Genomic DNA, 17,810 nt, shown 5'->3' on the forward strand with positions numbered 1-17,810 from the left:
TAGTCAGTAGTCAGTAGTCAGTAGTCAGTAGTCAGTAGTCAGTAGTCAGTAGTCAGTAGTCAGTAGTCAGTAGTCAGCAGTCAGTAGTCAGTAGTCAGTAGTTACTGATTATTGGGAGATATTCAAAACAAATAACAAATAACAATTGGCAATTGGCAATTGGCAACTGCCAACTGCCAACTGCCAACTGCCAACGGTCAACTGTCAACTGACATCTGACAAAGCATCAAGCCAAACCACTGATTTGGATCTGTCCAAACCTGCACTGGCATTAAACCCCGCTGCGACAGTTCTTTTTTTACAGTATTGAGATTGAACTTGCGCGATATTTCGCTGCGGATAGTTTCTCCCGCTGCAAATTCAACCGTTAAATTGAGAGAACGCAAGTGCACTGTTTGCGCTTTTTTACTTTTCAAGTGCATTTCAATTTGACATTCCTCTTGATTGTAAAAAGCCCAATGCTCGAACTGTGATAAATCAAAATTTCCCTCATATTTTCGATTTAAATGTCGCAGCATATTCAAGTTAAATGCTGCCGTTACTCCTTGACTGTCATCGTAGGCAGGCTCTAAAATATCCTTAGATTTGTCCAAGTCAATTCCCAGCAAAAAATACTCTCCCGGCTGCAGTGCACCGACAATTTGCGAGAAGAATACATCGCATTCTTGAGCGTTGAGATTGCCGAGGGTACTGCCTAGAAAGCAAATCATTCGGGTTGGCAACGGCGACGGTGCAATTTTAGCTAAGGCTAATTCGTAAGTGCTGACAAGTCCGTGAATGTGGAGCGACGGATAATCTGCTAACAGTTGACAAGCGCTGCTTTCTAGGATAGTAGGACTAATGTCGATCGGCAAATAGTGCAGGGGATATTCCAGTTGACTGTAAGCATCAAGGAGAATCCGAGTTTTGGTGGAACTGCCGCTGCCGAGTTCGACGATTTCGCAGGGGCCCGTTAAATTGGCGATCGCCCCCGCGCACCCCTGCAAAATTGCCGTCTCAGTGCGTGTCAAGTAGTATTCCGGCAACTGGCAAATCAACTCAAACAGCTTCGATCCGCGATCGTCGTAGAAATACTTTGGAGGCAGGGATTTGGGGGTTTGAGTCAACCCCCTAACTGCATCGCTGCCAGCATTGATTTCTGCGGGTGTCAGTGCCGCAGCGCTCACCAGCCGCTCTAAGTGCAGCCGGTTTTCCTTCGTTGAGGCTGAGTTTGTCGTGTCGGACAGTCTTGGGGATTTCATAAAGTAATTTTTAGATGCACACATGGGTATATCACGCAGTCGCGTTGCCAAATATCGCGCTCAAGTCAGATTTTTCAGGTCACTCTCCATTCTCTATTCTCTCACCCGATGGCGATCTCATCCACAATTAAAACTTAAAATTTATCCACAAAAATTATTGAATACTTAACAAAACTTGTTTTACCTTGAGCTTGTTACATGGAAAAAAGTTAGGCATTTCGCAAACAAATTTTGTCTCCAATTCCCTCTCCAGCCATTGATCTGATGTGGGAGCATCTCAGTTTTGTAAAAAGCATTTTTTTATTGTAGTGCGAGCGTCCCCGCTCGCGTATTGTACAATACGCGAGCGGGGACGCTCGCACTGTAAATGCAAAACTGAGATGCTCCCATCTGATGTTCGTCAAATAAGCTTTCTAAGACAAGTATTAAGGAATTTGTTAAGTTGAAAAGTCTGATGACTAAATTCCTTAATATGAACAAATTTGATGGTAATTATAATTACCTAGCCAACTACTTAGCGCAGCGAAAACCAGCAATAATTTGCCGCACGCCCGGATAGTACCAATTCCGAAAGGTCGATCGCAGTGCCTGCGGAAAAGTCGCCCAACTCCCGCCTTTCAAAACCCGGTGTTCTCCATCAAAATAAACTTGAGAATATCCCCTGTAAGGATAACTTTCAAATCCCGGATAGGCATCAAAGGTTGAAGCAGTCCATTCCCAAACATTCCCCAACATATCCCAGCAACCAGCAGCACTTGCTCCTTTGGGAAAGGCATCAACTGGCGAGGTATTGGCAATATTATTGCCGTGATTGCACAGGCTGCCGTTTGGCGGTTCTTCTCCCCAAGGATAGATGCGATATGTTTGATTTGTGGCATCCCAACTCGCAGCTTTTTCCCATTCGGCTTCCGATGGCAAACGCTTGCCGATAAAGTTGCAGTAAGCTTCGGCTTCGTACCAACTCACGCCGCAGACTGGATGGTTGTTGAAAGCTGGATTTTCTGACCAGTAAAGCGGTTGAGAGACGGCTTCGCCTTGCAGCCATTTCCAGCCGTCCGCTGACCACCAATCAGGGTTTTGATAGCCGCCGGATTCCATGAAATCTCGGTATTGACGGCAAGTGACGGGATAGCGATCGATCGAGTATGCTTCTAAATAACACAGGTGGCGCGATCGCTCATTATCCAAAGCCTCAGCAGCATCGCTTCCCATGTAAAATTCTCCGCCCGGAATTTCAATCGCCGAATCGGTAATTGGGAATTGGGAATTGGGCATTGGGAATTGGGCCTTGGGCCTTGGGAATTTCTGCTGCTTTATTCCTCGCTTTATTCCTCTGTGTCGTAGAGAATTAATCCGTGTATCCGTGTCCAAATCCGTGTCGTGCCTTCCTTCCTTCTTCCTGTGCATTTGCAACACGAAAGCAACTGTTTCGCAGTGCTGGCTTTCGTGCTGAATAATAAACCGCCAGAGACGTTCTTGCTCGTCGATCGGCGCTACTTCCAAATAATCTAACACCTTTTTTCTCACCGCGTCCAGATATAATTCAACTTCACGTAACGTCGGCAGAAAAACCCGTTGTTTTTTCGGCAAAATATCAGCAGCAAACAGTTGGTGATACTGAGGAAAGACTGGTTCCAACCCAGCACATCGCTGCAACAGCCACAAATCCTCAGTATAAGCAATGTGACCTAAGTGCCAGCCAACTGGACTGAAATCAGGATGAGCTTGACGGCAAAAAGTATCATAATCGATGTCTGCAAATAGCTTGAAAGTGCCGCTGCGACACTGCTGCAAATCGCGATAAATTGCCTCTCTACAAGATTGGATAGATTTCGATATCACGCTCTACTCCGGTACTGATAATGCTCTGGACTGGACACTCGTGCCAATTGCCAGCAAATAAAGGTTCAGAAGCAATAATGACAGAATTCGGGAAATTTAAATCGTCTCGCAGCCAATAGAGGGAAGGAGGGGTTTTTTGGGAAGCAAAGCGAGAGGCAACGAGCTGGTGTCCGTCGCTGATAATTATATTAGCTGAAAATTCTACTTGGTGAAAGTTTGCTAGCTCGGCCAAAGTTTTCAGCGAGTTTTGCAAAGCTGCTTGTATGGTCAGATTTCCGGCTGTCAATTCATTGACAAACAAGGCGAAGATATGCTCAGAATCTGTAGTACCGTTAATTGATTGATACAGCGTATCGCTGAGCCGATCGCGAATTGGTCTGTAAAGAGTTTGCCGAAAATTTTTCACGAAGCCGTTGTGTACGAACAGCAGGCGATCGTTCTGAAACGGCTGACAGTTGCTCAAATCTACAGCTTGTCCTGAAGTTGCACTGCGAACATATCCGATCGCGCATCCAGATTCAACGTATCGACTGATACTCGGAAGGTTAACGTCGCTCCAAATTGGCTGTACATTTTTATAAGTAAACGGGTCAGTATCTAGGTGCGGGTGATACCAACCAATACCAAAACCGTCAGCGTTGAGTAGGCCAGAAGTCATTTCGCGGGGATCGTAACTCTGCACAATTAGGGAATGTTCCGGCTTGTACAGAATAGCATCAAGTAAAATCGGCTCCCCGAGGTAGCCAAGCAAACGGCACATAAAATTTTTGCAGCAATTTGATTAGCATTGTAAGTCATTAGCCGAAAAATTGCCCGATCGCCCATCTTCAGCCCTGGGAACAAGGTTTTTTGTAGCCCGCTGCCAGCATCGCAGTACAAACGATACAGTTAAGGTAGAACCCCTGCAGCATAAGGAGACTCTTGAATGTTCCTCGACGAACTCATCCCAATGGCGAAAGAATTGATCGAACAGCCGATCGCCTTCGCGGGCGGATTTTTATCTGGCCTGCTTCGACTCAACCTTCACGAAGATCCCGTTAAAAGCTGGATCGACGAGCAAGCTGGTTCAACTTCCTACACTACTCCCCCAGCCGAACCCACCAACGGTAAAAGCACGGGGCCTCAGTCAATCTCGATCGACTAAGGAAAAGCAGTAACATCCTCCCAACGCCAAACTGATTACAGTTATGGCGTGGGCTTCCAAACTTCACAGTTTGGCTTTTCGCGTTTTTCCCTTACGGGATTTCCACACTTGGCTAGACTGAATTGCTCACTTCCCGCTAGAAACTCTGCACAGACACTTTCGATTCCCGTATAGCCTTTCTCAGATAGATGAATTACAATAACAGCAGTGTGTAAACCAGTTCCCAATATTTGGCTGAGAAAGTTGACGAAATGCAAACTCGATCGCCTTTCCTAATTATTGATAATTTGTTGTGTTGATAAAAGTGAAAATATTTTTTAGTTTTGACCATAATTTATCAGGCTTATGATAAATCAGGCGCAGGGGGCGACAAGTATATTGCTTTCGCCCTTCTTCTTGATTACTTTCTTTACTTATTTGGCCTCTTTGTATGACCATTTTCCATCACTACCAAAGCATTTTTCCATAGTTTCGGTAGGTAGGCGGAGCAGAAAATCCTCAAATGTAATTGTATCATTTTCCTTCTTAAATTAACTTATATTAGAACTTTATGAACCATATAGCAATCCTAAATAAATCGTAATTTTTTTACCCCTCCCCAACCCTCCCTGAAGCCGCGGGGAGGGAGTAAGAAATTCACAAATGATTCGAGGATTGCTATACCTTGTTAGTCGCTTTGTTTCCGAAGATGCTTGGTGATCCGTCGCCCACCTATCACTGATCTGATGAAAATCAAGTATTGTTCAGGGGTGGGATTCCTCGCCGCCCCAAAACTCATCTCCTCACTCATCCGCAGGGCGAGTGAGGATATGAGTTTTGATTAAGCTAACTATTGCAGCCAGTACCAAGGGTTGGTCAGTCCGGCAAACCCTTTTAGTCAGAGTCGATCGCCCAGTTGTATGGTAGATAGCACTTGACAGTTAAATTAAAAGGTTATTATGTATAGCACAACAAGTTCAGTTCGATCGACATGACTATCTACATTGGAAATCTGTCTTACCGCGCCACCGAAGAAGACCTGAAAGCAGTATTTGCAGAATACGGCACAGTCAAGCGAGTTGTCTTGCCTACCGACAGGGAAACCGGTCGGATGCGCGGTTTTGCATTTGTTGAGATGATGGAGGATGCCCAAGAAGACGCTGCAATTGCCGAATTAGACGGTGCAGAGTGGATGGGGCGCCCCTTGCGAGTGAACAAAGCTAAACCGAAAGAAGAGGGAAATCGAGGCGCAGGTATCAAAAGAAACGACGGATATTAGTCTGCGATGCGGCGGTTGACATCCTCTCGAAACCCACCTGATGCACCAGTGCGCCAGTAGCGCCGAATTGCAAACAGCAGTTGATTTTGGGGATGCAATGTCAAATCCGCTGCACAAAAACATCGATTCTTTAGGGGCTGCACTTGATTCATACTTTTTGAGAAAGACAGAATTTATGCACGCTAGTCTAGAAACCCGATTTCTTCCCGGATACCTCGCTGCTAAAACCAAGATTTATCAGGAGAAACCGGGTTGATGAGCCGCAGTCTTAGAAAGAGTAAACTCGCCCTTTTTCATCAATATAAACTGATCGGTCTTGCCTAGTGCTGCCGTCGGCTCTGGTGATGCGAATCGTCACAATGTTTGTCTGCGAGTCAACATTATAGTCGTATTTCAAAGTTGTGGTTCCTCTTGCGACATTAATCGGAATATTGGCAATGTCGCCGGTGCGATTGCTGATGCGAACAATGATGTTTCTGCTGGCTCCGACGGGCAAGGATGACAAGCTGGCACCTGATTGACCGTATTCTAGGTTTAATCCAGTTTCATTTAACAGTCTTAGGGTAATGTTGCGAGTATTGTCAACCTGCGCTTGAGGTTGCCAGAATCCGGGTTTTTTGCCACCGTCAGTTGCAGGTTGAGAAAATGCTGGGTGAGGAGGCATGAAGGCCAGGGCGGCAAGTATTGCTGCGGTTGCAATAATTTTTGATTTCACGGTTTTTACCTCCATGTCAAGAATTGGTGATATTTCTATCCTAGCTTTAAAATCGGATGTTAGTGGAAGGAAGTTCGGCAACGGATTATGTAACGGATGTAACTTATATCTTGCACCATTTGCAATAAGCTTTTTATGGACGGGCAGGATGCCCATCCCACAATCAAATTAACTCTTTGTGGAACAGGCCGAAAAGCCTGTTCTTGAAAATGGTGCAAGATATGAGATGTAACGGATGTAACGGATGTAACGGATGTCAGGAAGAAGGAAGAAGGAAGAAGGAATAAAAGCAATAAAAGCAATAAAAGCAAGGGCTTCACCAATTAAAAATGTCCTCACTGTCTGGGCGGTTGCTATATAATTAGAAACCGGATTTCTGTAGTTGTTAATATTCCTGGACGCACGGGTTGTCTAGAAAGCCGATTTCTGAGCGGGTGGCTGCTTGCCAAAGCTATGATTTAGAGTAGAAACCGGATTTCTGAGGTAAAGTGAGTCCGGGATTTGTTAATTGTTAATTATCGATCGAGCGGCTTCTAGCAGCAGGCGCTGTTCGGCGCGGACGATCGCCCTGCTAGTTTGTTCTACAGCATCGACATTGACCGAAATAGACGAAATCCCCCACCGCACGAAGGATTCAACTGTATGGGGATACAATGCGGGAGCGTCGCCGCAGATCGAGCAAGGAATGCCGGCAGCCCTCGCCTGAAGGATTAATTGTTCGATCGCCCTCATCACTGCTCGATCGCGCCCGTTGAAAGCACCTGCTACCTGGTCGGAGTTGCGGTGAATGCCTAACAGAAATTGGGTTAAATCGTTGGTGCCGATGGAAATTCCTTGAACTCCGGCTTTTACGTAATCTGGTAATAAAAATAACACCGAAGGAACTTCCGCCATAATCCACATTTGAAACTCTGTAGAGCGGTTTTTCCAAACAGTTTCTAAGCGCTGGCGGCAGTAGATAAACTCGTCAACCGAGCGCACGAAAGGCAAAATTAAATTAACATTGGTATGACCTGACTCGCAGACTTTTTGAAGTACGCATAGTTCCCAATCAAATAATTCCGGTTCAAAGGTATAACTGAAACTGCCGTGGGCGCCTGACTCGCGTAAGTCGAGAGATCGATAAAATATTGGCTGCGGCGAAACGGCAGCAGCAAACAAGCTGAGGCAATCCGCCATGCGATCGACAAATTCCGATTGGCGGCCGTCTTGCAGCCAAACTTTGGGGTTTTCACAGTCCAAAGCTTCTAATGCCATTAATTCCGATCGCAGCAATCCGATGCCGTCTATTGGCAGATTTTTGAGGCGGTCAATCGAACTTGTTTGGCTGACATTAACTAGCAGTTGAGTCGCCGTTGGTGGGCCCCAAACATATTGAGTAGACTCAGATTGTCGAGCTTTAGACGCCCAATTGGACGATCGCTCGGAGGTAGAAGATTGGTGTTTGGCTATTGACATTTTGGCTGCTGTACTGTATATATCTGCCTTTTTTGCTGTGTCCCGAAGTCGGCGGCTGTCTCCTGTCTCGATCGCATCCTGTTGGGTGAGGGCAAAAACTTCTCCGCTATCGCCGTCTACCAAAACCGAATCGCCGGAGGCGATCGCCCGCGTGGCCCCGGCAACTCCCACAACGGCGGGAATCCCCAATTCTCTCGCTAAAATGGCGCCGTGGCAGGTCATGCCTCCTTGTTCCGCAACCACCCCAGCAGCAACTTTCAGCCAAGGCAGCCAATTCGGATCGATTGTCGGGGCTACCAAAATGCCTCCGGCTAAGAATTCCGCGTTTTCTGGGTGGGAATTAGTCATAACTTGGGCAATTGCTTCGGCTTTTCCTGATGCTGCTGCCAAACCTCTGAGTATCGCAGGAGTTCGGGCTGGGGCGATCGAGTTTCGGTGCGGGAGGGATCTCGGATTTTCCTCTACCGGCGCAGCTTTTTCCGCTTTCACAAGACGAACTTGAGTGAAATAAAACTGCGGTTCGCCGCTGTTTGCTGTCTGGTTTAGCGTCCACTCCAAAATTAAATCCGAGTCAAATTCTGCGATCGCTTTTTTACTCAATTCAATGATTTCTTGCAGTTGCCATTCCTCTAACACGTATTCTGTTTGTGCTTCCTCTCCCAGCGCTAAAACTTGCACGCAACAATCAGCAAAATCAGGAATTATAAATGGAGAATCGGGAATTGGGAAAGCAGCAAACTTGCCCAGCAGCAGTTTTTTTTTCGGTTCACCATCGCCGACTTTGAGATTGTAGGCTAATGTTTTGTAACCGATCCGCTGGAATTTAACCGCGCTTGTTTCCGGCTGCACTTGATAGTAATCGGGGATGGTTTCTCCCCTAGCGAGGGACAATCCCAAACCGCTGGTGGCTTGGATTTCCCACTGTGCACCCGCCTTTGTTTTCACCTCGCCCGCGGCGATCGCTTCTTGAAGTGGCTGCACCAAAACTGCGGGATTGATTTGCTGTACCCGCAGGCCGCACCGCTGCCAGTAAAATAGACTTCGGGCTCTGAACATTTCTGCCCAAGCTCGTTTGAGTCCGGCCCCAATGGCTTCGGGTTCTGCCCGTACTGCCTGAGATTCCAAAATGCCGACTGTTTTCGGGTTCCAGGAAGTCAGGGAAGGGCGAAAAATTAAGGCTGTGGAGTTTAAGTTTGACTGTGAGTTGAGTTGAGAAACCGCAGACTCTAGGGTGGAGAGCAGTGAATCTGGCAGTGTGCCGGCGAGGATTTGGTGGCGGATGCTGCGGGCGATCGATTGCAGTTGTCTGGGTTCATCGACATTCAAGTGCAGGGAAGAGTGTGGCCAGTCAGCAAACAGCGGTTCTAGGCACTCGATCGACTCTAAAAACTGCCAGAATGTGGTGGCCGGCACGACAAAACCCGGTACAACAGGATGATTTTTCTGGAGCAAAGAGCTCAAGTAAAATGCTTTTTCTCCCACTGCATATCTGTCGGAAGGTTGAATTTTGTCTAACCAGTAGAGGTTTTTCACGCTGCGAGCCTGTCGGTGGAAACTGATTGAAGTTGAAAGTTTTTCCCATTAATCACTTACGATAATTTTAGGATGAACAAGCGAAAATGGACGGGATTAGTCAAATCTTTTCTCAATCTATTTCTTAAGTCTAACTGTCCTCTTTGTCAGCGACCGGCCGCCGAAGAGTTTTGTTTGTACTGTCACAAGCAACTTCAGCGATGTCAGTTAAGCGATCCGGGTCGATTTTGGCATTCAGAGCAGCGTGTTTTTGTGTGGGGTGAGTACGGCGGGGCTCTCAAACGGGCGATCGCAGCTTTGAAATATGACGGCAATCCGCAATTAGCGAAACCTCTAGGCGGCTGGCTGGCGGAAGCTTGGCTGAGTTTTCCTGAATTAGCTATAGACAATTTAACAGTTGTACCGATTCCCCTGCACAAAGAAAAGCTCAAGCAGCGCGGTTTTAACCAGGCGGAACTGTTGGCTGAAAGTTTTTGTGAGCTGACTGGTTTGCCTTTGCAGCGGCACGGTTTGGATCGGGTGAAAAATACTCAGGCTTTATTCGCTCTGACGCCACAGCAGCGGCAAGCGGAAATGAAAAATGCTTTAAGTTTGGGGAAAGATTTTCGCCGCCGGCGCCCGCGCGATAGAGTGCTGTTAGTTGATGATATTTACACTAGCGGTACTACGGTTAAGTCGGCAATTAAAATATTGGAAGAGTCGGGAATTTCGGTTTACGGAACTGTGGCACTTGCAACTCCGAATAAGAGCGATCGGTCAATCGATTTTAGATTTTAGATTTTAGATTTTAGATTTTAGAATTGAAGCATTGACCCCACGGATAAATTGGGGGGCAAGTTTATCGGATACAGGTTTCTTATTTCTCCACCACGGATGAATCCGGGGCTTGTATCCTTGATGCTTTCGGTAAGTTGTGACTGGCTTTAATTTTCAACAGGTTTCTAGTGAGGAAATGATATTTATCAGGATTGGCTAATAAAAAAAACTGGGAAAACTAACCGCGAAGACGCTAAGGACGCGAAGAAAGAGAAGGGAGAGAGTTTAGGCGGAAAGTGGGAATTGGTTGCTGATGTTCCATCGGCTGCCGTCGTGAAGCAGTAAAGTTAATGCCGAAGCGGTAAACTCAAAGTGGAGCGATCGCCCGGAGAATTCCAACCAAGCCGTTTGAAAATTCTCTTTAGTTAAATCGCGAAACGCTACTGTCATGTGCGGTACAAATGGGCGACTTTGAGAAACTCGATCGACAATTCCCAAATTTGCCTCCAAATAACTCATTAAATCTTGGTGAATCTCTAGCAATTCTGGCGATTTGACAACATCAGCGTAAATGACGCGGGGGGCGAAAGCGGCAAAACCGGATAGAGTAACGGGAATGGGCGGCCGGTTTGCAGAAAACTGGTTCAAACTTTCCTCTAATTTGGGAACATCCTCCGCTAACGAGTGAAAAGGAGGTTGCAGCGTGATGTGCGGCGGCGAATTCAAAGCACCGCGGCTGTTGTAGTGTTCCGCAAAATACTGTTGAATCTCAGTAATCTGGTGTTCAATATCGGGAGGCGGCACTAGGGCAATAAAAAATCGCTGTTTTGACTGGTTCATGGGATAACATCGCAGTTAAGAAAGGATGGTGCAAAATGGAATAGGTTGCATTAGCCCTAGAGCCCATTGCCGATCGCCCATTCCCAATCTAAAATATAAAATCTAAAATCCCAAATAAAAATGCCTTGGTTTGTCAAAATTGAGCAAGGAATTGTCGAAAAGCCTGTCTTTGACCAATACGTGCCAGCTCACAGAGCTTATGTCCGAGAGTTGATTTCTAAAGGACACCGAGCGAAAACTGGCTACTGGGGGCGGCGGGGCGGCGGTATGTTGATGTTTGAGGCGGGTTCGATGGATGAGGCGAAGGCGATCGTCGCTGAAGACCCGCTGGTAAAGAACGGTTGCGTTATTTATGAAATTTATCACTGGTGTGTGGTTGAAGAATAAATAACTGTGTTATACTCATAAATGAACTGGACCCACGCGATTCCAACGCCCAAATCTTGTCAGGACCGGAAGGTAGCAGCAACACGGGATGCTTGTAATAGGCGTGGTCTCCGGTTCACCCAGTTTTATGAGGTGTAGCTCCTATGCCTGGTTTCGGAGATATTTTACAAAAAGCAGTTTACCTTGGTGTCGGGCTAGCTTCCTACGCTGGTGAAAAAGCTGGCAGCAAGTTAACTGAATTACGCACTGAAGCCCAAAAGCTGGCAGACGAATTGGTGAAGCGGGGCGAGATGTCCACCGAAGAAGCTCGTCGCTTTGTTGATGACATGGTACAACAGGCTCAGCAGCAGCAGCCCCCCGTAGCCTCGGCTGGGAACGAAAAACCCGCTGAACCTCGGCGGATTGAAATTGTTTCTGAGGAAGAAGATGTCTCGGCAAAAGATGCTAAGGAGACAGGCGGCGTAGACAAGCTCCGGGAACAGGTGCAGAATTTACAAGAGGAATTGCGGCGGCTGAAGCGGGATTAAGCAGCAAAAAGCTCGCTCAGCAAAGCATGAAGGGAACTCAGGATAATACTCTTGAGTTCCCTTTTTGAATATTTCCCCTGTCAGATGTGGATCGATATCAGGACATAGGTAATAGAATTGAAAGTAGGTGCAAGCACTTCGCATGAGGCTGGCTGCACCTGTCTGTAAAATATTTTGTAATAGCCAACTGTCAAATTCATGGAAGATTGGTCTAAAGATTTTTTTGGAGTAATGGAAAATGCTGTTTCTGAAGTAGAGCAGTTTTTCAGCGAAATGGGCGAAGAGTTTGTCGAAATGCTGGACGTTTTGGCAAAAATGTCGGAAGAGTTTACAGAACAAGTACAAAATAATCTGATTAACGACATTGACGGTTATTTCAATGAATTTGACGGTTTATTTAATGAATTTATCGAACCCATAATTGAAATTTGCCGCGACTTCGACCCGGAGTTTGATGAGATAGATTTGTCGATGGTTACTTATGTAGACCCTTCGGCGACACAGCAGCCAGCTTGTCGCGGTTGTCGCAACTATCACGGTCAAGTTTACGGTGGCAATTTGTTGGTTTGTGCGATGCACCCTACTGGTGTGGAATCAGAGAGTTGTGCTGATTGGGAAACTGACAGCGATATGAATTTTTAAGGGAGTAGTTCAGTTTTTGAGGGGTTAATTGCTTATGAGAACGTCAATTCAGTCTCCGTCAAAGATTTCTCTGGAAGAGTTTCTGCTATTGCCAGAGACTAAGCCGGCTAGCGAGTATGTTGACGGTCAAATTTATCAAAAAGCTATGCCCCAAGGAAAACACAGCACGTTACAAATCAAATTTTCATCCGCTATTAATCAAGTTGGCAAACAGCAAAAGTTAGCTTTTGCTTTTCCCCAATTGCGCTGCACTTTTGGGGGATGTGCTGTTGTTCCAGATTTAGCAGTATTTGAGTGGTCGCGCATTCCTCTAAATTCTCAGGGAGAAATTGAAAATAGGTTTGAAATTGCTCCCGATTGGATAATTGAGATTTTATCGCCGGATCAAAGTTCAACTCGCGTGATTAAGAAGATTCTGTTTTGCCTCAAGAATCATACTAAATTAGGTTGGCTGATTGACCCGGAAGAAGAATTGGTAATTGTTTTTAAACCGCAGCAGGAACCTGAGATTAAAGAGAATGAAGATATTTTACCTGTACTGGATGTGCTGTCGGATTTGCAATTGTCGGCGACAAATTTGTTTGAGTTGTTAAGTTTTAATTAGAAATGAGTTACAGTTGAGTATAGGGAATTTTGCATCTAACGGCATTTAAAGGTGAATCGCTCAACGGCTAATAATTCGCAATTTGGATTTCCGAAAATGCCGCCATCGCTGCAATTGCGAGAGTATCAGCGAGTGGCGGTTGCTAATTGGTTTGCGAATCAGGGACGCGGTACGCTGAAAATGGCGACGGGTAGCGGCAAGACGATTACTGCGCTGGCGATCGCCACTGAATTATACAATAAAATTAACCTACAAGTCCTGCTCGTAATTTGCCCTTACTGCCACCTGGTGAATCAGTGGGCGCGCGAATCGGAGAAATTTGGTTTAAAACCTATTTTGGCTTTTGATAGCGCCCGCAGTTGGCAAAATAAGCTGGCTGTGGGTTTGTATGAAGTGCGATCTGGTGATAGAGCATTTCTCACAATCATCACTACTAACGCTACCTTAATGGGAGATAGTTTGCGATCGCAACTGCGCTATTTCCCAGAAAAAACCCTGATTATTGGAGACGAAGTTCACAACTTAGGCGCGCCCCGTTTAGGAGAAAGTTTGCCACGCAATATTGGACTGCGACTCGCCCTTTCCGCCACCCCAGAAAGGCATTTCGACGAACAAGGAACCGAAGCTATTTTAGATTATTTCGGCCCGGTTTTGCAGCCGGAACTTACCTTAGCCGACGCCATCCGCCAAAAAGCATTAGTACATTATTTATACTATCCAATTTTAGTAGAATTGACCGCAGCCGAAACCCGCAAGTATTCCCGCTTAACTCAAAAGATTGGCTGGGCGCTTTGGGGTGATGAAAAAGTAGAAGAAAACGATGCTTTAACGACTTTATTAATGCAGCGGGCTCGGTTAATTGGGGCGGCGGCTAATAAATTAGTAGCGTTGCGAGAATTAATGATTCACCGTCTCGATACAGCCCACACTTTATTTTACTGCGGCGATGGTGCGATCGAAGGAGGTGCCCGCCGAAATAACAACCGCCAACTAACAGAAACCGCGAAGTTATTGGGTTCAGAATTAGGCTACCGAGTTAACACTTATACTGCGGCAACTCCTTTAGCAGAAAGAGAACGATTGCGTCAGCAATTTGAGAGTGGAGAATTGCAAGGTTTAGTCGCGATTCGCTGTTTGGATGAAGGCGTTGATATTCCAGCAATTCGCAATGCTGTAATTTTAGCAAGCAGCAGCAATCCGCGCCAGTTTATTCAGCGCCGGGGACGCATTTTGCGACCGCATCCGGGGAAGGAAAGGGCAACTTTATTTGACATGATAGTTTTGCCTCCTGATTTGGGCAGAGAAACCTTAGAAGTCGAGCGCAATTTGCTGCGAAAAGAGTTGAAGCGGTTCTTGGAATTTGCCGATTTAGCCGACAATGCTGGGGAAGCTAGAGTGAAATTGCTGCAACTTCAGAGGCGTTACGGGCTATTAGACATTTGACATTTATTAAGGTTCGGTTTATGTTTGAGAAGAGAGAATTATTCGATCGCAGTTTGAGTTGCTAGTTTTTAATATTTGAAAAAAAAATGACTGAAAATCTGAATGAAAATTTGATTATGGCATTTAGATATGAAGATAGTGCGATCGCAGCCGTACCGACAAGCATTTTAGCAGAAAATCGTTCTTCTTATCAAACTCATCAGGAATTCAGCGACGTACAGGAACCTATTACTAGCGCGCCGCCGGAAGTCCGACAAATTATTGAGCGGGTATTGGAAATTGAAAAAGATAAACTGTACATGAGGGCTCCCCGCCACATTAACGATGACATTTTAAAAATTATTAAGGAAGCAATTGTATGAAGTTAATCTCAATTACTCTGTGCAACTTTCGTCAATTTTACGGCAAAAGCCCCGAAATAAAACTAGCTTGTGGTAGGCAAAATATTACAGTAATTCACGGTAATAACGGCGCGGGAAAAACTGCCTTAATGAATGCCTTTACGTGGGTACTTTACGGAAGATTTAGCGCTGCTTTTGCGGCGGAAGAACAATTAGTAAACAAGCGCGCTCTGGCTGAGGCGGAAATGGGAAAAGCCGTAGGTTGTTGGGCGGAAATTGTGTTTGAACACGACAGCATACGCTACCAAGCAAGACGAATTTGCCGTGCTTATAAAAGTGAAAACACTGTAGAACATGGTAAGGCTGAATTGTTTCTGAATGTAGCAAAAGATAACGGTCTCTGGCTGAAGCCGGATCAGCATCCCGATGATATTATCGGGCGGATTTTGCCGGAAAGTTTACATAAATATTTCTTTTTTGATGGGGAGCGAATCGAGCAAATTGTTCGCTATGACAAGAAGGCCGAAATTGCGGAAGCTACTAAGGAGTTGCTGGGGGTGGAAGTGTTGAATCGCTCGATTCGGCATTTAGGAGAAGCAAAAAAATCTCTGGAAACAGATTTAAATATAATTGGGAATGCTGAAACGAAGAAACTTTTAAAAGACAAGCAAAAACTTGAGCAAGAAGCCGATCAACTTTCGAGCCGACAAGTAGAAATAGAGCGGGAATTGGCGAACCAAGGGGAGTTAAAAAAAGCAGTTAATGGTAACTTGTTGGAACTTAGCGGTGCTGCGGATTTACAAAAGTTGCGAGACGAATTGGAAATGCAGAAAAATTTATTTAAGCAACAAATTGTACAGGCTACAGATGCTCTAAAACGAGCAATTTCTGTGCGCGGTTACGCGGTTTTTCTGTCAGATGCGGCGGCTGAATTTGAAGTGATTGTTGGGGGTTTGCGGGAATGTGGCTCGTTGCTTTCGGGGATTCAGCGGCCGTTTTTGGAAGAGTTATTAGCGCAGCAGCGGTGTATCTGCGGTGCGGAATTAGTGGAGGGTTCTGAATCTCGCCAACAGGTTAGCGGTTGGATTGATAAAGCGGGTGTTGGCGATGTGGAAGAAACAACTATTCGCATTAGCGATCGGGTAAATGAAATTAATAAACAAGTGGCTGATTTTTGGGAGGAAATTGACCGACACCAAGGCAATATCAGTCGCGACAGAACCGAACTTTCGCGGGTGGAAAATCAGTTAGACGATATTCACAACAAGCTGCGAAATTTTCCTGACGAGGATGTCAGTCGCTTGCAAAAGCGCTTGGATGAAATTGAGGCAAAAATTGGCGATTTGCACCGGGAAACAGGCTCTAACCAGCAGCAGATTGAGAGTTTGAATGCGTCGGTTGTGGCTTTGGACAAGCAAATCGACAAGCAGCAACTGAATGAGCAAAGGCAAGTATTAGCCCAGCGCCGGATTGCTGCGACTCAGGATGCGATCGCTCGCCTAACTGAAGTGCGAGATCGCTTAGAGAAACAGTTTTGTTCTCAGTTGGAAAAGCGGGTGCAAGATATTTTCAGTCAAATTTCTTTTACTCCTTATATCCCCAAGTTGAGCGATAAATACGAACTGACGCTAGTAGAAAATACGTCGGGACAAGAATCTTTGGTTGCCGCTTCTACAGGAGAAAATCAAATTCTCAGTTTATCGTTTATCGGCGGGATTATTGAGGGCGTGCGTGAGTGGAGTCAAAAAAATACTTTGATGGGCCCGGATAGCAGTACGTTTCCAATTGTAATGGATTCTCCCTTCGGCAGTTTGGACGAGATTTATCGCAAGCAAATCGCCAATAAGCTGCCGAAGTTGGCGAATCAATTGGTAGTTTTGGTAACAAAAACTCAGTGGCGCGGAGAAGTTGCTCAAGAGATGGAAAGTTGCACCGGTAGGGAATACGTGCTGGTGTACAATTCTCCGAAAGCTGATTGTGAAGAAGATGCGATCGAACTGGGCGGGACGCGCTATCCTTTAGTTAAGCGCAGTCCAAATGAATTTGAATATACGGAAATTGTAGAGGTGGATTATGACTTCTAATTCGGCAATTAGGCAGGCTTTGGAAACGGATATTTGGGTGAAAGCGACATGGGAAGAGTATCTGAATTTTGCTGAGGATTCAGCATGGGAGAAGGGTAAGTTTTATTATTATCAAAAACACATGAGGGTAGAAATGTCACCAGTAGGGCCATTGCACGGGCGTCAAAATTCAATTATGGCCTGTGTAGTTATTCTGTTTGCAACATTGAGAAATATCCGAGTAGTTCAGTTTACTAACACCAGTTTTCGCAAAGCAGGTATCGGCGAGTTTCAACCTGATTTAGCTTACTACATTGGTTCAGATTTAAGAGTGCCTCCTGATGATAGCAATTCAACAGTTGATTTGAATGAATACGATCCGCCTAATTTGGTAGTAGAAATTGGGGCATCTTCTTTTAACGATGATTTAGGCACTAAGCGGTTGCTTTACGAAAATGCAGGAATTAGTGAATATTGGGTTGAACTTGCAAACACGCGGGAGGTTTTTGCGTTTGCGATTAATGGCGGAGGTAGCGGGAGAATTCAAGAGTCGCGGGTTTTACCGGGGCTGGAAATCCGGTTAGTTGAGGAAGCTTTGAATCGGAGTCAAACCCAAGATGATGGGGAAATTAATCGCTGGTTGATTCAAACTTTTAGTCAAGGTTGAAGGGAGTTTAACGTGGAAAAAGAGTATCATAAGTTGGTGCGCGATCACATTCCTGAAATTATTCGCCAAAGCGGGAAGGACTGCGAGTTTGTAATTTTGTCGGAGGCAGAATACCGTCAAGCTTTGCTGCAGAAATTGATTGAAGAAGCGGAGGAAGCGGCAGAGGCCCACGAGGAAGATTTGGTGGCGGAATTGGCGGATTTGTATGAGGTAATAGATGCGGTGATGGCGAGTTTTGGCATTTCGGGCGATCGACTTTTGGCGGAACAAATGAAGCGGCGGGAAGCAAGAGGAGGTTTTGCACAAAAAATTATGTTGTTGCGGACATGGTGAAGTGCGCCTGTGCGGA

19 protein-coding genes and 1 other RNA gene are annotated in these 17,810 nt (G+C 45.7%); 14 read left to right on the plus strand and 6 right to left on the minus strand.

Features of this window, described 5'->3' with window-relative positions; genetic code table 11:
- Positions 1 to 197: 197 nt before the first annotated feature.
- The 3 genes from egtD to egtC form a co-directional block, all read right to left on the minus strand.
- Complete coding sequence (gene egtD / locus QUB16_RS12865) at positions 198 to 1,241, minus strand: L-histidine N(alpha)-methyltransferase (RefSeq protein ID WP_333316512.1); 1,044 nt, start codon at positions 1,239 to 1,241, stop codon at positions 198 to 200.
- Between the two features lie 510 nt (positions 1,242 to 1,751).
- Positions 1,752 to 3,083, minus strand: coding sequence for an ergothioneine biosynthesis protein EgtB (locus QUB16_RS12870; protein ID WP_333316514.1), 1,332 nt, complete (start codon positions 3,081 to 3,083; stop codon positions 1,752 to 1,754).
- Complete coding sequence (egtC, locus tag QUB16_RS12875) at positions 3,055 to 3,843, minus strand: ergothioneine biosynthesis protein EgtC (RefSeq protein WP_333246421.1); 789 nt, start codon at positions 3,841 to 3,843, stop codon at positions 3,055 to 3,057. The genes QUB16_RS12870 and egtC overlap by 29 nt, the downstream gene beginning before the upstream one ends.
- Before the next feature lie 165 nt (positions 3,844 to 4,008).
- On the opposite strand from egtC, the gene QUB16_RS12880 reads away from it, so the two are divergent.
- The 3 genes from QUB16_RS12880 (at position 4,009) to QUB16_RS12890 (ending at position 5,741) form a co-directional block, all read left to right on the plus strand.
- The gene (locus QUB16_RS12880; RefSeq protein WP_190736419.1) at positions 4,009 to 4,227 is read left to right on the plus strand and encodes a hypothetical protein; all 219 of its coding nucleotides are present in this window, start codon (positions 4,009 to 4,011) and stop codon (positions 4,225 to 4,227) included.
- A 970-nt stretch (positions 4,228 to 5,197) separates the two neighbouring features.
- Positions 5,198 to 5,485 (plus strand): RNA recognition motif domain-containing protein, encoded by a 288-nt coding sequence (locus QUB16_RS12885; protein ID WP_015179076.1) that lies wholly within the window; start codon positions 5,198 to 5,200, stop codon positions 5,483 to 5,485.
- 40 nt (positions 5,486 to 5,525) lie between these two features.
- On the plus strand, positions 5,526 to 5,741 hold the full coding sequence (locus QUB16_RS12890; protein ID WP_333316516.1) for a hypothetical protein: 216 nt from the start codon (positions 5,526 to 5,528) through the stop codon (positions 5,739 to 5,741).
- A gap of 12 nt (positions 5,742 to 5,753) precedes the next feature.
- Here the strand turns inward: QUB16_RS12890 and QUB16_RS12895 are convergent, their stop codons facing one another.
- Both QUB16_RS12895 and QUB16_RS12900 read right to left on the minus strand, forming a co-directional pair.
- Positions 5,754 to 6,200 (minus strand): hypothetical protein, encoded by a 447-nt coding sequence (locus tag QUB16_RS12895; protein ID WP_333316518.1) that lies wholly within the window; start codon positions 6,198 to 6,200, stop codon positions 5,754 to 5,756.
- A 504-nt stretch (positions 6,201 to 6,704) separates the two neighbouring features.
- A complete protein-coding gene (locus QUB16_RS12900) occupies positions 6,705 to 9,191 on the minus strand; it encodes a putative PEP-binding protein (protein ID WP_333316520.1) in 2,487 nt (828 codons plus the stop codon).
- Positions 9,192 to 9,263: 72 nt separating this feature from the next.
- Between QUB16_RS12900 and QUB16_RS12905 the strand changes: the two genes are divergently transcribed.
- Complete coding sequence (locus QUB16_RS12905; protein WP_333316522.1) at positions 9,264 to 9,968, plus strand: ComF family protein; 705 nt, start codon at positions 9,264 to 9,266, stop codon at positions 9,966 to 9,968.
- A gap of 264 nt (positions 9,969 to 10,232) precedes the next feature.
- Here QUB16_RS12905 and QUB16_RS12910 read toward each other — a convergent pair whose 3' ends face one another.
- On the minus strand, positions 10,233 to 10,787 hold the full coding sequence (locus QUB16_RS12910) for a 2'-5' RNA ligase family protein (RefSeq protein WP_333316524.1): 555 nt from the start codon (positions 10,785 to 10,787) through the stop codon (positions 10,233 to 10,235).
- Between the two features lie 120 nt (positions 10,788 to 10,907).
- Here QUB16_RS12910 and QUB16_RS12915 point away from each other — a divergent pair, with 120 nt between their 5' ends.
- The 10 genes from QUB16_RS12915 to QUB16_RS12960 all read left to right on the plus strand — a co-directional run bounded on the left by QUB16_RS12915 (position 10,908) and on the right by QUB16_RS12960 (position 17,794).
- Positions 10,908 to 11,174, plus strand: coding sequence for a YciI family protein (locus QUB16_RS12915; protein ID WP_333077099.1), 267 nt, complete (start codon positions 10,908 to 10,910; stop codon positions 11,172 to 11,174).
- A 23-nt stretch (positions 11,175 to 11,197) separates the two neighbouring features.
- An RNA gene (ffs, locus tag QUB16_RS12920) (signal recognition particle sRNA small type) lies at positions 11,198 to 11,294 on the plus strand.
- Positions 11,295 to 11,317: 23 nt separating this feature from the next.
- Positions 11,318 to 11,701, plus strand: coding sequence for a phasin-related domain-containing protein (locus QUB16_RS12925; RefSeq protein ID WP_333316526.1), 384 nt, complete (start codon positions 11,318 to 11,320; stop codon positions 11,699 to 11,701).
- Positions 11,702 to 11,899: 198 nt separating this feature from the next.
- Positions 11,900 to 12,343: a hypothetical protein gene (locus QUB16_RS12930; protein WP_333316529.1), complete on the plus strand. Its 444-nt coding sequence runs from the start codon at positions 11,900 to 11,902 to the stop codon at positions 12,341 to 12,343.
- A 34-nt stretch (positions 12,344 to 12,377) separates the two neighbouring features.
- Positions 12,378 to 12,947, plus strand: a complete 570-nt coding sequence (locus tag QUB16_RS12935; protein WP_333316531.1) for a Uma2 family endonuclease — start codon at positions 12,378 to 12,380, stop codon at positions 12,945 to 12,947.
- 96 nt (positions 12,948 to 13,043) lie between these two features.
- Positions 13,044 to 14,390, plus strand: coding sequence for a DNA phosphorothioation system restriction enzyme (locus tag QUB16_RS12940; RefSeq protein WP_333316533.1), 1,347 nt, complete (start codon positions 13,044 to 13,046; stop codon positions 14,388 to 14,390).
- Between the two features lie 86 nt (positions 14,391 to 14,476).
- The gene (locus tag QUB16_RS12945; RefSeq protein WP_333316535.1) at positions 14,477 to 14,752 is read left to right on the plus strand and encodes a hypothetical protein; all 276 of its coding nucleotides are present in this window, start codon (positions 14,477 to 14,479) and stop codon (positions 14,750 to 14,752) included.
- Positions 14,749 to 16,815, plus strand: coding sequence for an AAA family ATPase (locus QUB16_RS12950; RefSeq protein ID WP_333316537.1), 2,067 nt, complete (start codon positions 14,749 to 14,751; stop codon positions 16,813 to 16,815). The genes QUB16_RS12945 and QUB16_RS12950 overlap by 4 nt, the downstream gene beginning before the upstream one ends.
- Positions 16,805 to 17,461: a Uma2 family endonuclease gene (locus tag QUB16_RS12955; RefSeq protein WP_333316539.1), complete on the plus strand. Its 657-nt coding sequence runs from the start codon at positions 16,805 to 16,807 to the stop codon at positions 17,459 to 17,461. The genes QUB16_RS12950 and QUB16_RS12955 overlap by 11 nt, the downstream gene beginning before the upstream one ends.
- Positions 17,462 to 17,473: 12 nt before the next feature.
- The gene (locus QUB16_RS12960) at positions 17,474 to 17,794 is read left to right on the plus strand and encodes a nucleoside triphosphate pyrophosphohydrolase (RefSeq protein WP_333316541.1); all 321 of its coding nucleotides are present in this window, start codon (positions 17,474 to 17,476) and stop codon (positions 17,792 to 17,794) included.
- Positions 17,795 to 17,810 lie beyond the last annotated feature (16 nt).

Source organism: Microcoleus sp. D3_18a_C4, from assembly GCF_036702415.1.
Taxonomy (GTDB): Bacteria; Cyanobacteriota; Cyanobacteriia; order Cyanobacteriales; family Microcoleaceae; genus Microcoleus.

Bases quoted from the DNA above. Each gene is read 5' to 3' on its own strand.
- QUB16_RS12945 (WP_333316535.1), top strand. From the start codon at position 14,477: ATGACTGAAAATCTGAATGAAAATTTGATTATGGCATTTAGATATGAA.
- egtC (WP_333246421.1), bottom strand. From the start codon at position 3,843: ATGTGCCGTTTGCTTGGCTACCTCGGGGAGCCGATTTTACTTGATGCT.
- QUB16_RS12935 (WP_333316531.1), top strand. From the start codon at position 12,378: ATGAGAACGTCAATTCAGTCTCCGTCAAAGATTTCTCTGGAAGAGTTT.
- egtD (WP_333316512.1), bottom strand. From the start codon at position 1,241: ATGAAATCCCCAAGACTGTCCGACACGACAAACTCAGCCTCAACGAAG.
- QUB16_RS12930 (WP_333316529.1), top strand. From the start codon at position 11,900: ATGGAAGATTGGTCTAAAGATTTTTTTGGAGTAATGGAAAATGCTGTT.
- QUB16_RS12890 (WP_333316516.1), top strand. From the start codon at position 5,526: ATGCACCAGTGCGCCAGTAGCGCCGAATTGCAAACAGCAGTTGATTTT.
- QUB16_RS12880 (WP_190736419.1), top strand. From the start codon at position 4,009: ATGTTCCTCGACGAACTCATCCCAATGGCGAAAGAATTGATCGAACAG.
- QUB16_RS12940 (WP_333316533.1), top strand. From the start codon at position 13,044: ATGCCGCCATCGCTGCAATTGCGAGAGTATCAGCGAGTGGCGGTTGCT.
- QUB16_RS12885 (WP_015179076.1), top strand. From the start codon at position 5,198: ATGACTATCTACATTGGAAATCTGTCTTACCGCGCCACCGAAGAAGAC.
- QUB16_RS12950 (WP_333316537.1), top strand. From the start codon at position 14,749: ATGAAGTTAATCTCAATTACTCTGTGCAACTTTCGTCAATTTTACGGC.
- QUB16_RS12910 (WP_333316524.1), bottom strand. From the start codon at position 10,787: ATGAACCAGTCAAAACAGCGATTTTTTATTGCCCTAGTGCCGCCTCCC.
- QUB16_RS12905 (WP_333316522.1), top strand. From the start codon at position 9,264: ATGAACAAGCGAAAATGGACGGGATTAGTCAAATCTTTTCTCAATCTA.
- QUB16_RS12925 (WP_333316526.1), top strand. From the start codon at position 11,318: ATGCCTGGTTTCGGAGATATTTTACAAAAAGCAGTTTACCTTGGTGTC.
- QUB16_RS12915 (WP_333077099.1), top strand. From the start codon at position 10,908: ATGCCTTGGTTTGTCAAAATTGAGCAAGGAATTGTCGAAAAGCCTGTC.
- QUB16_RS12955 (WP_333316539.1), top strand. From the start codon at position 16,805: ATGACTTCTAATTCGGCAATTAGGCAGGCTTTGGAAACGGATATTTGG.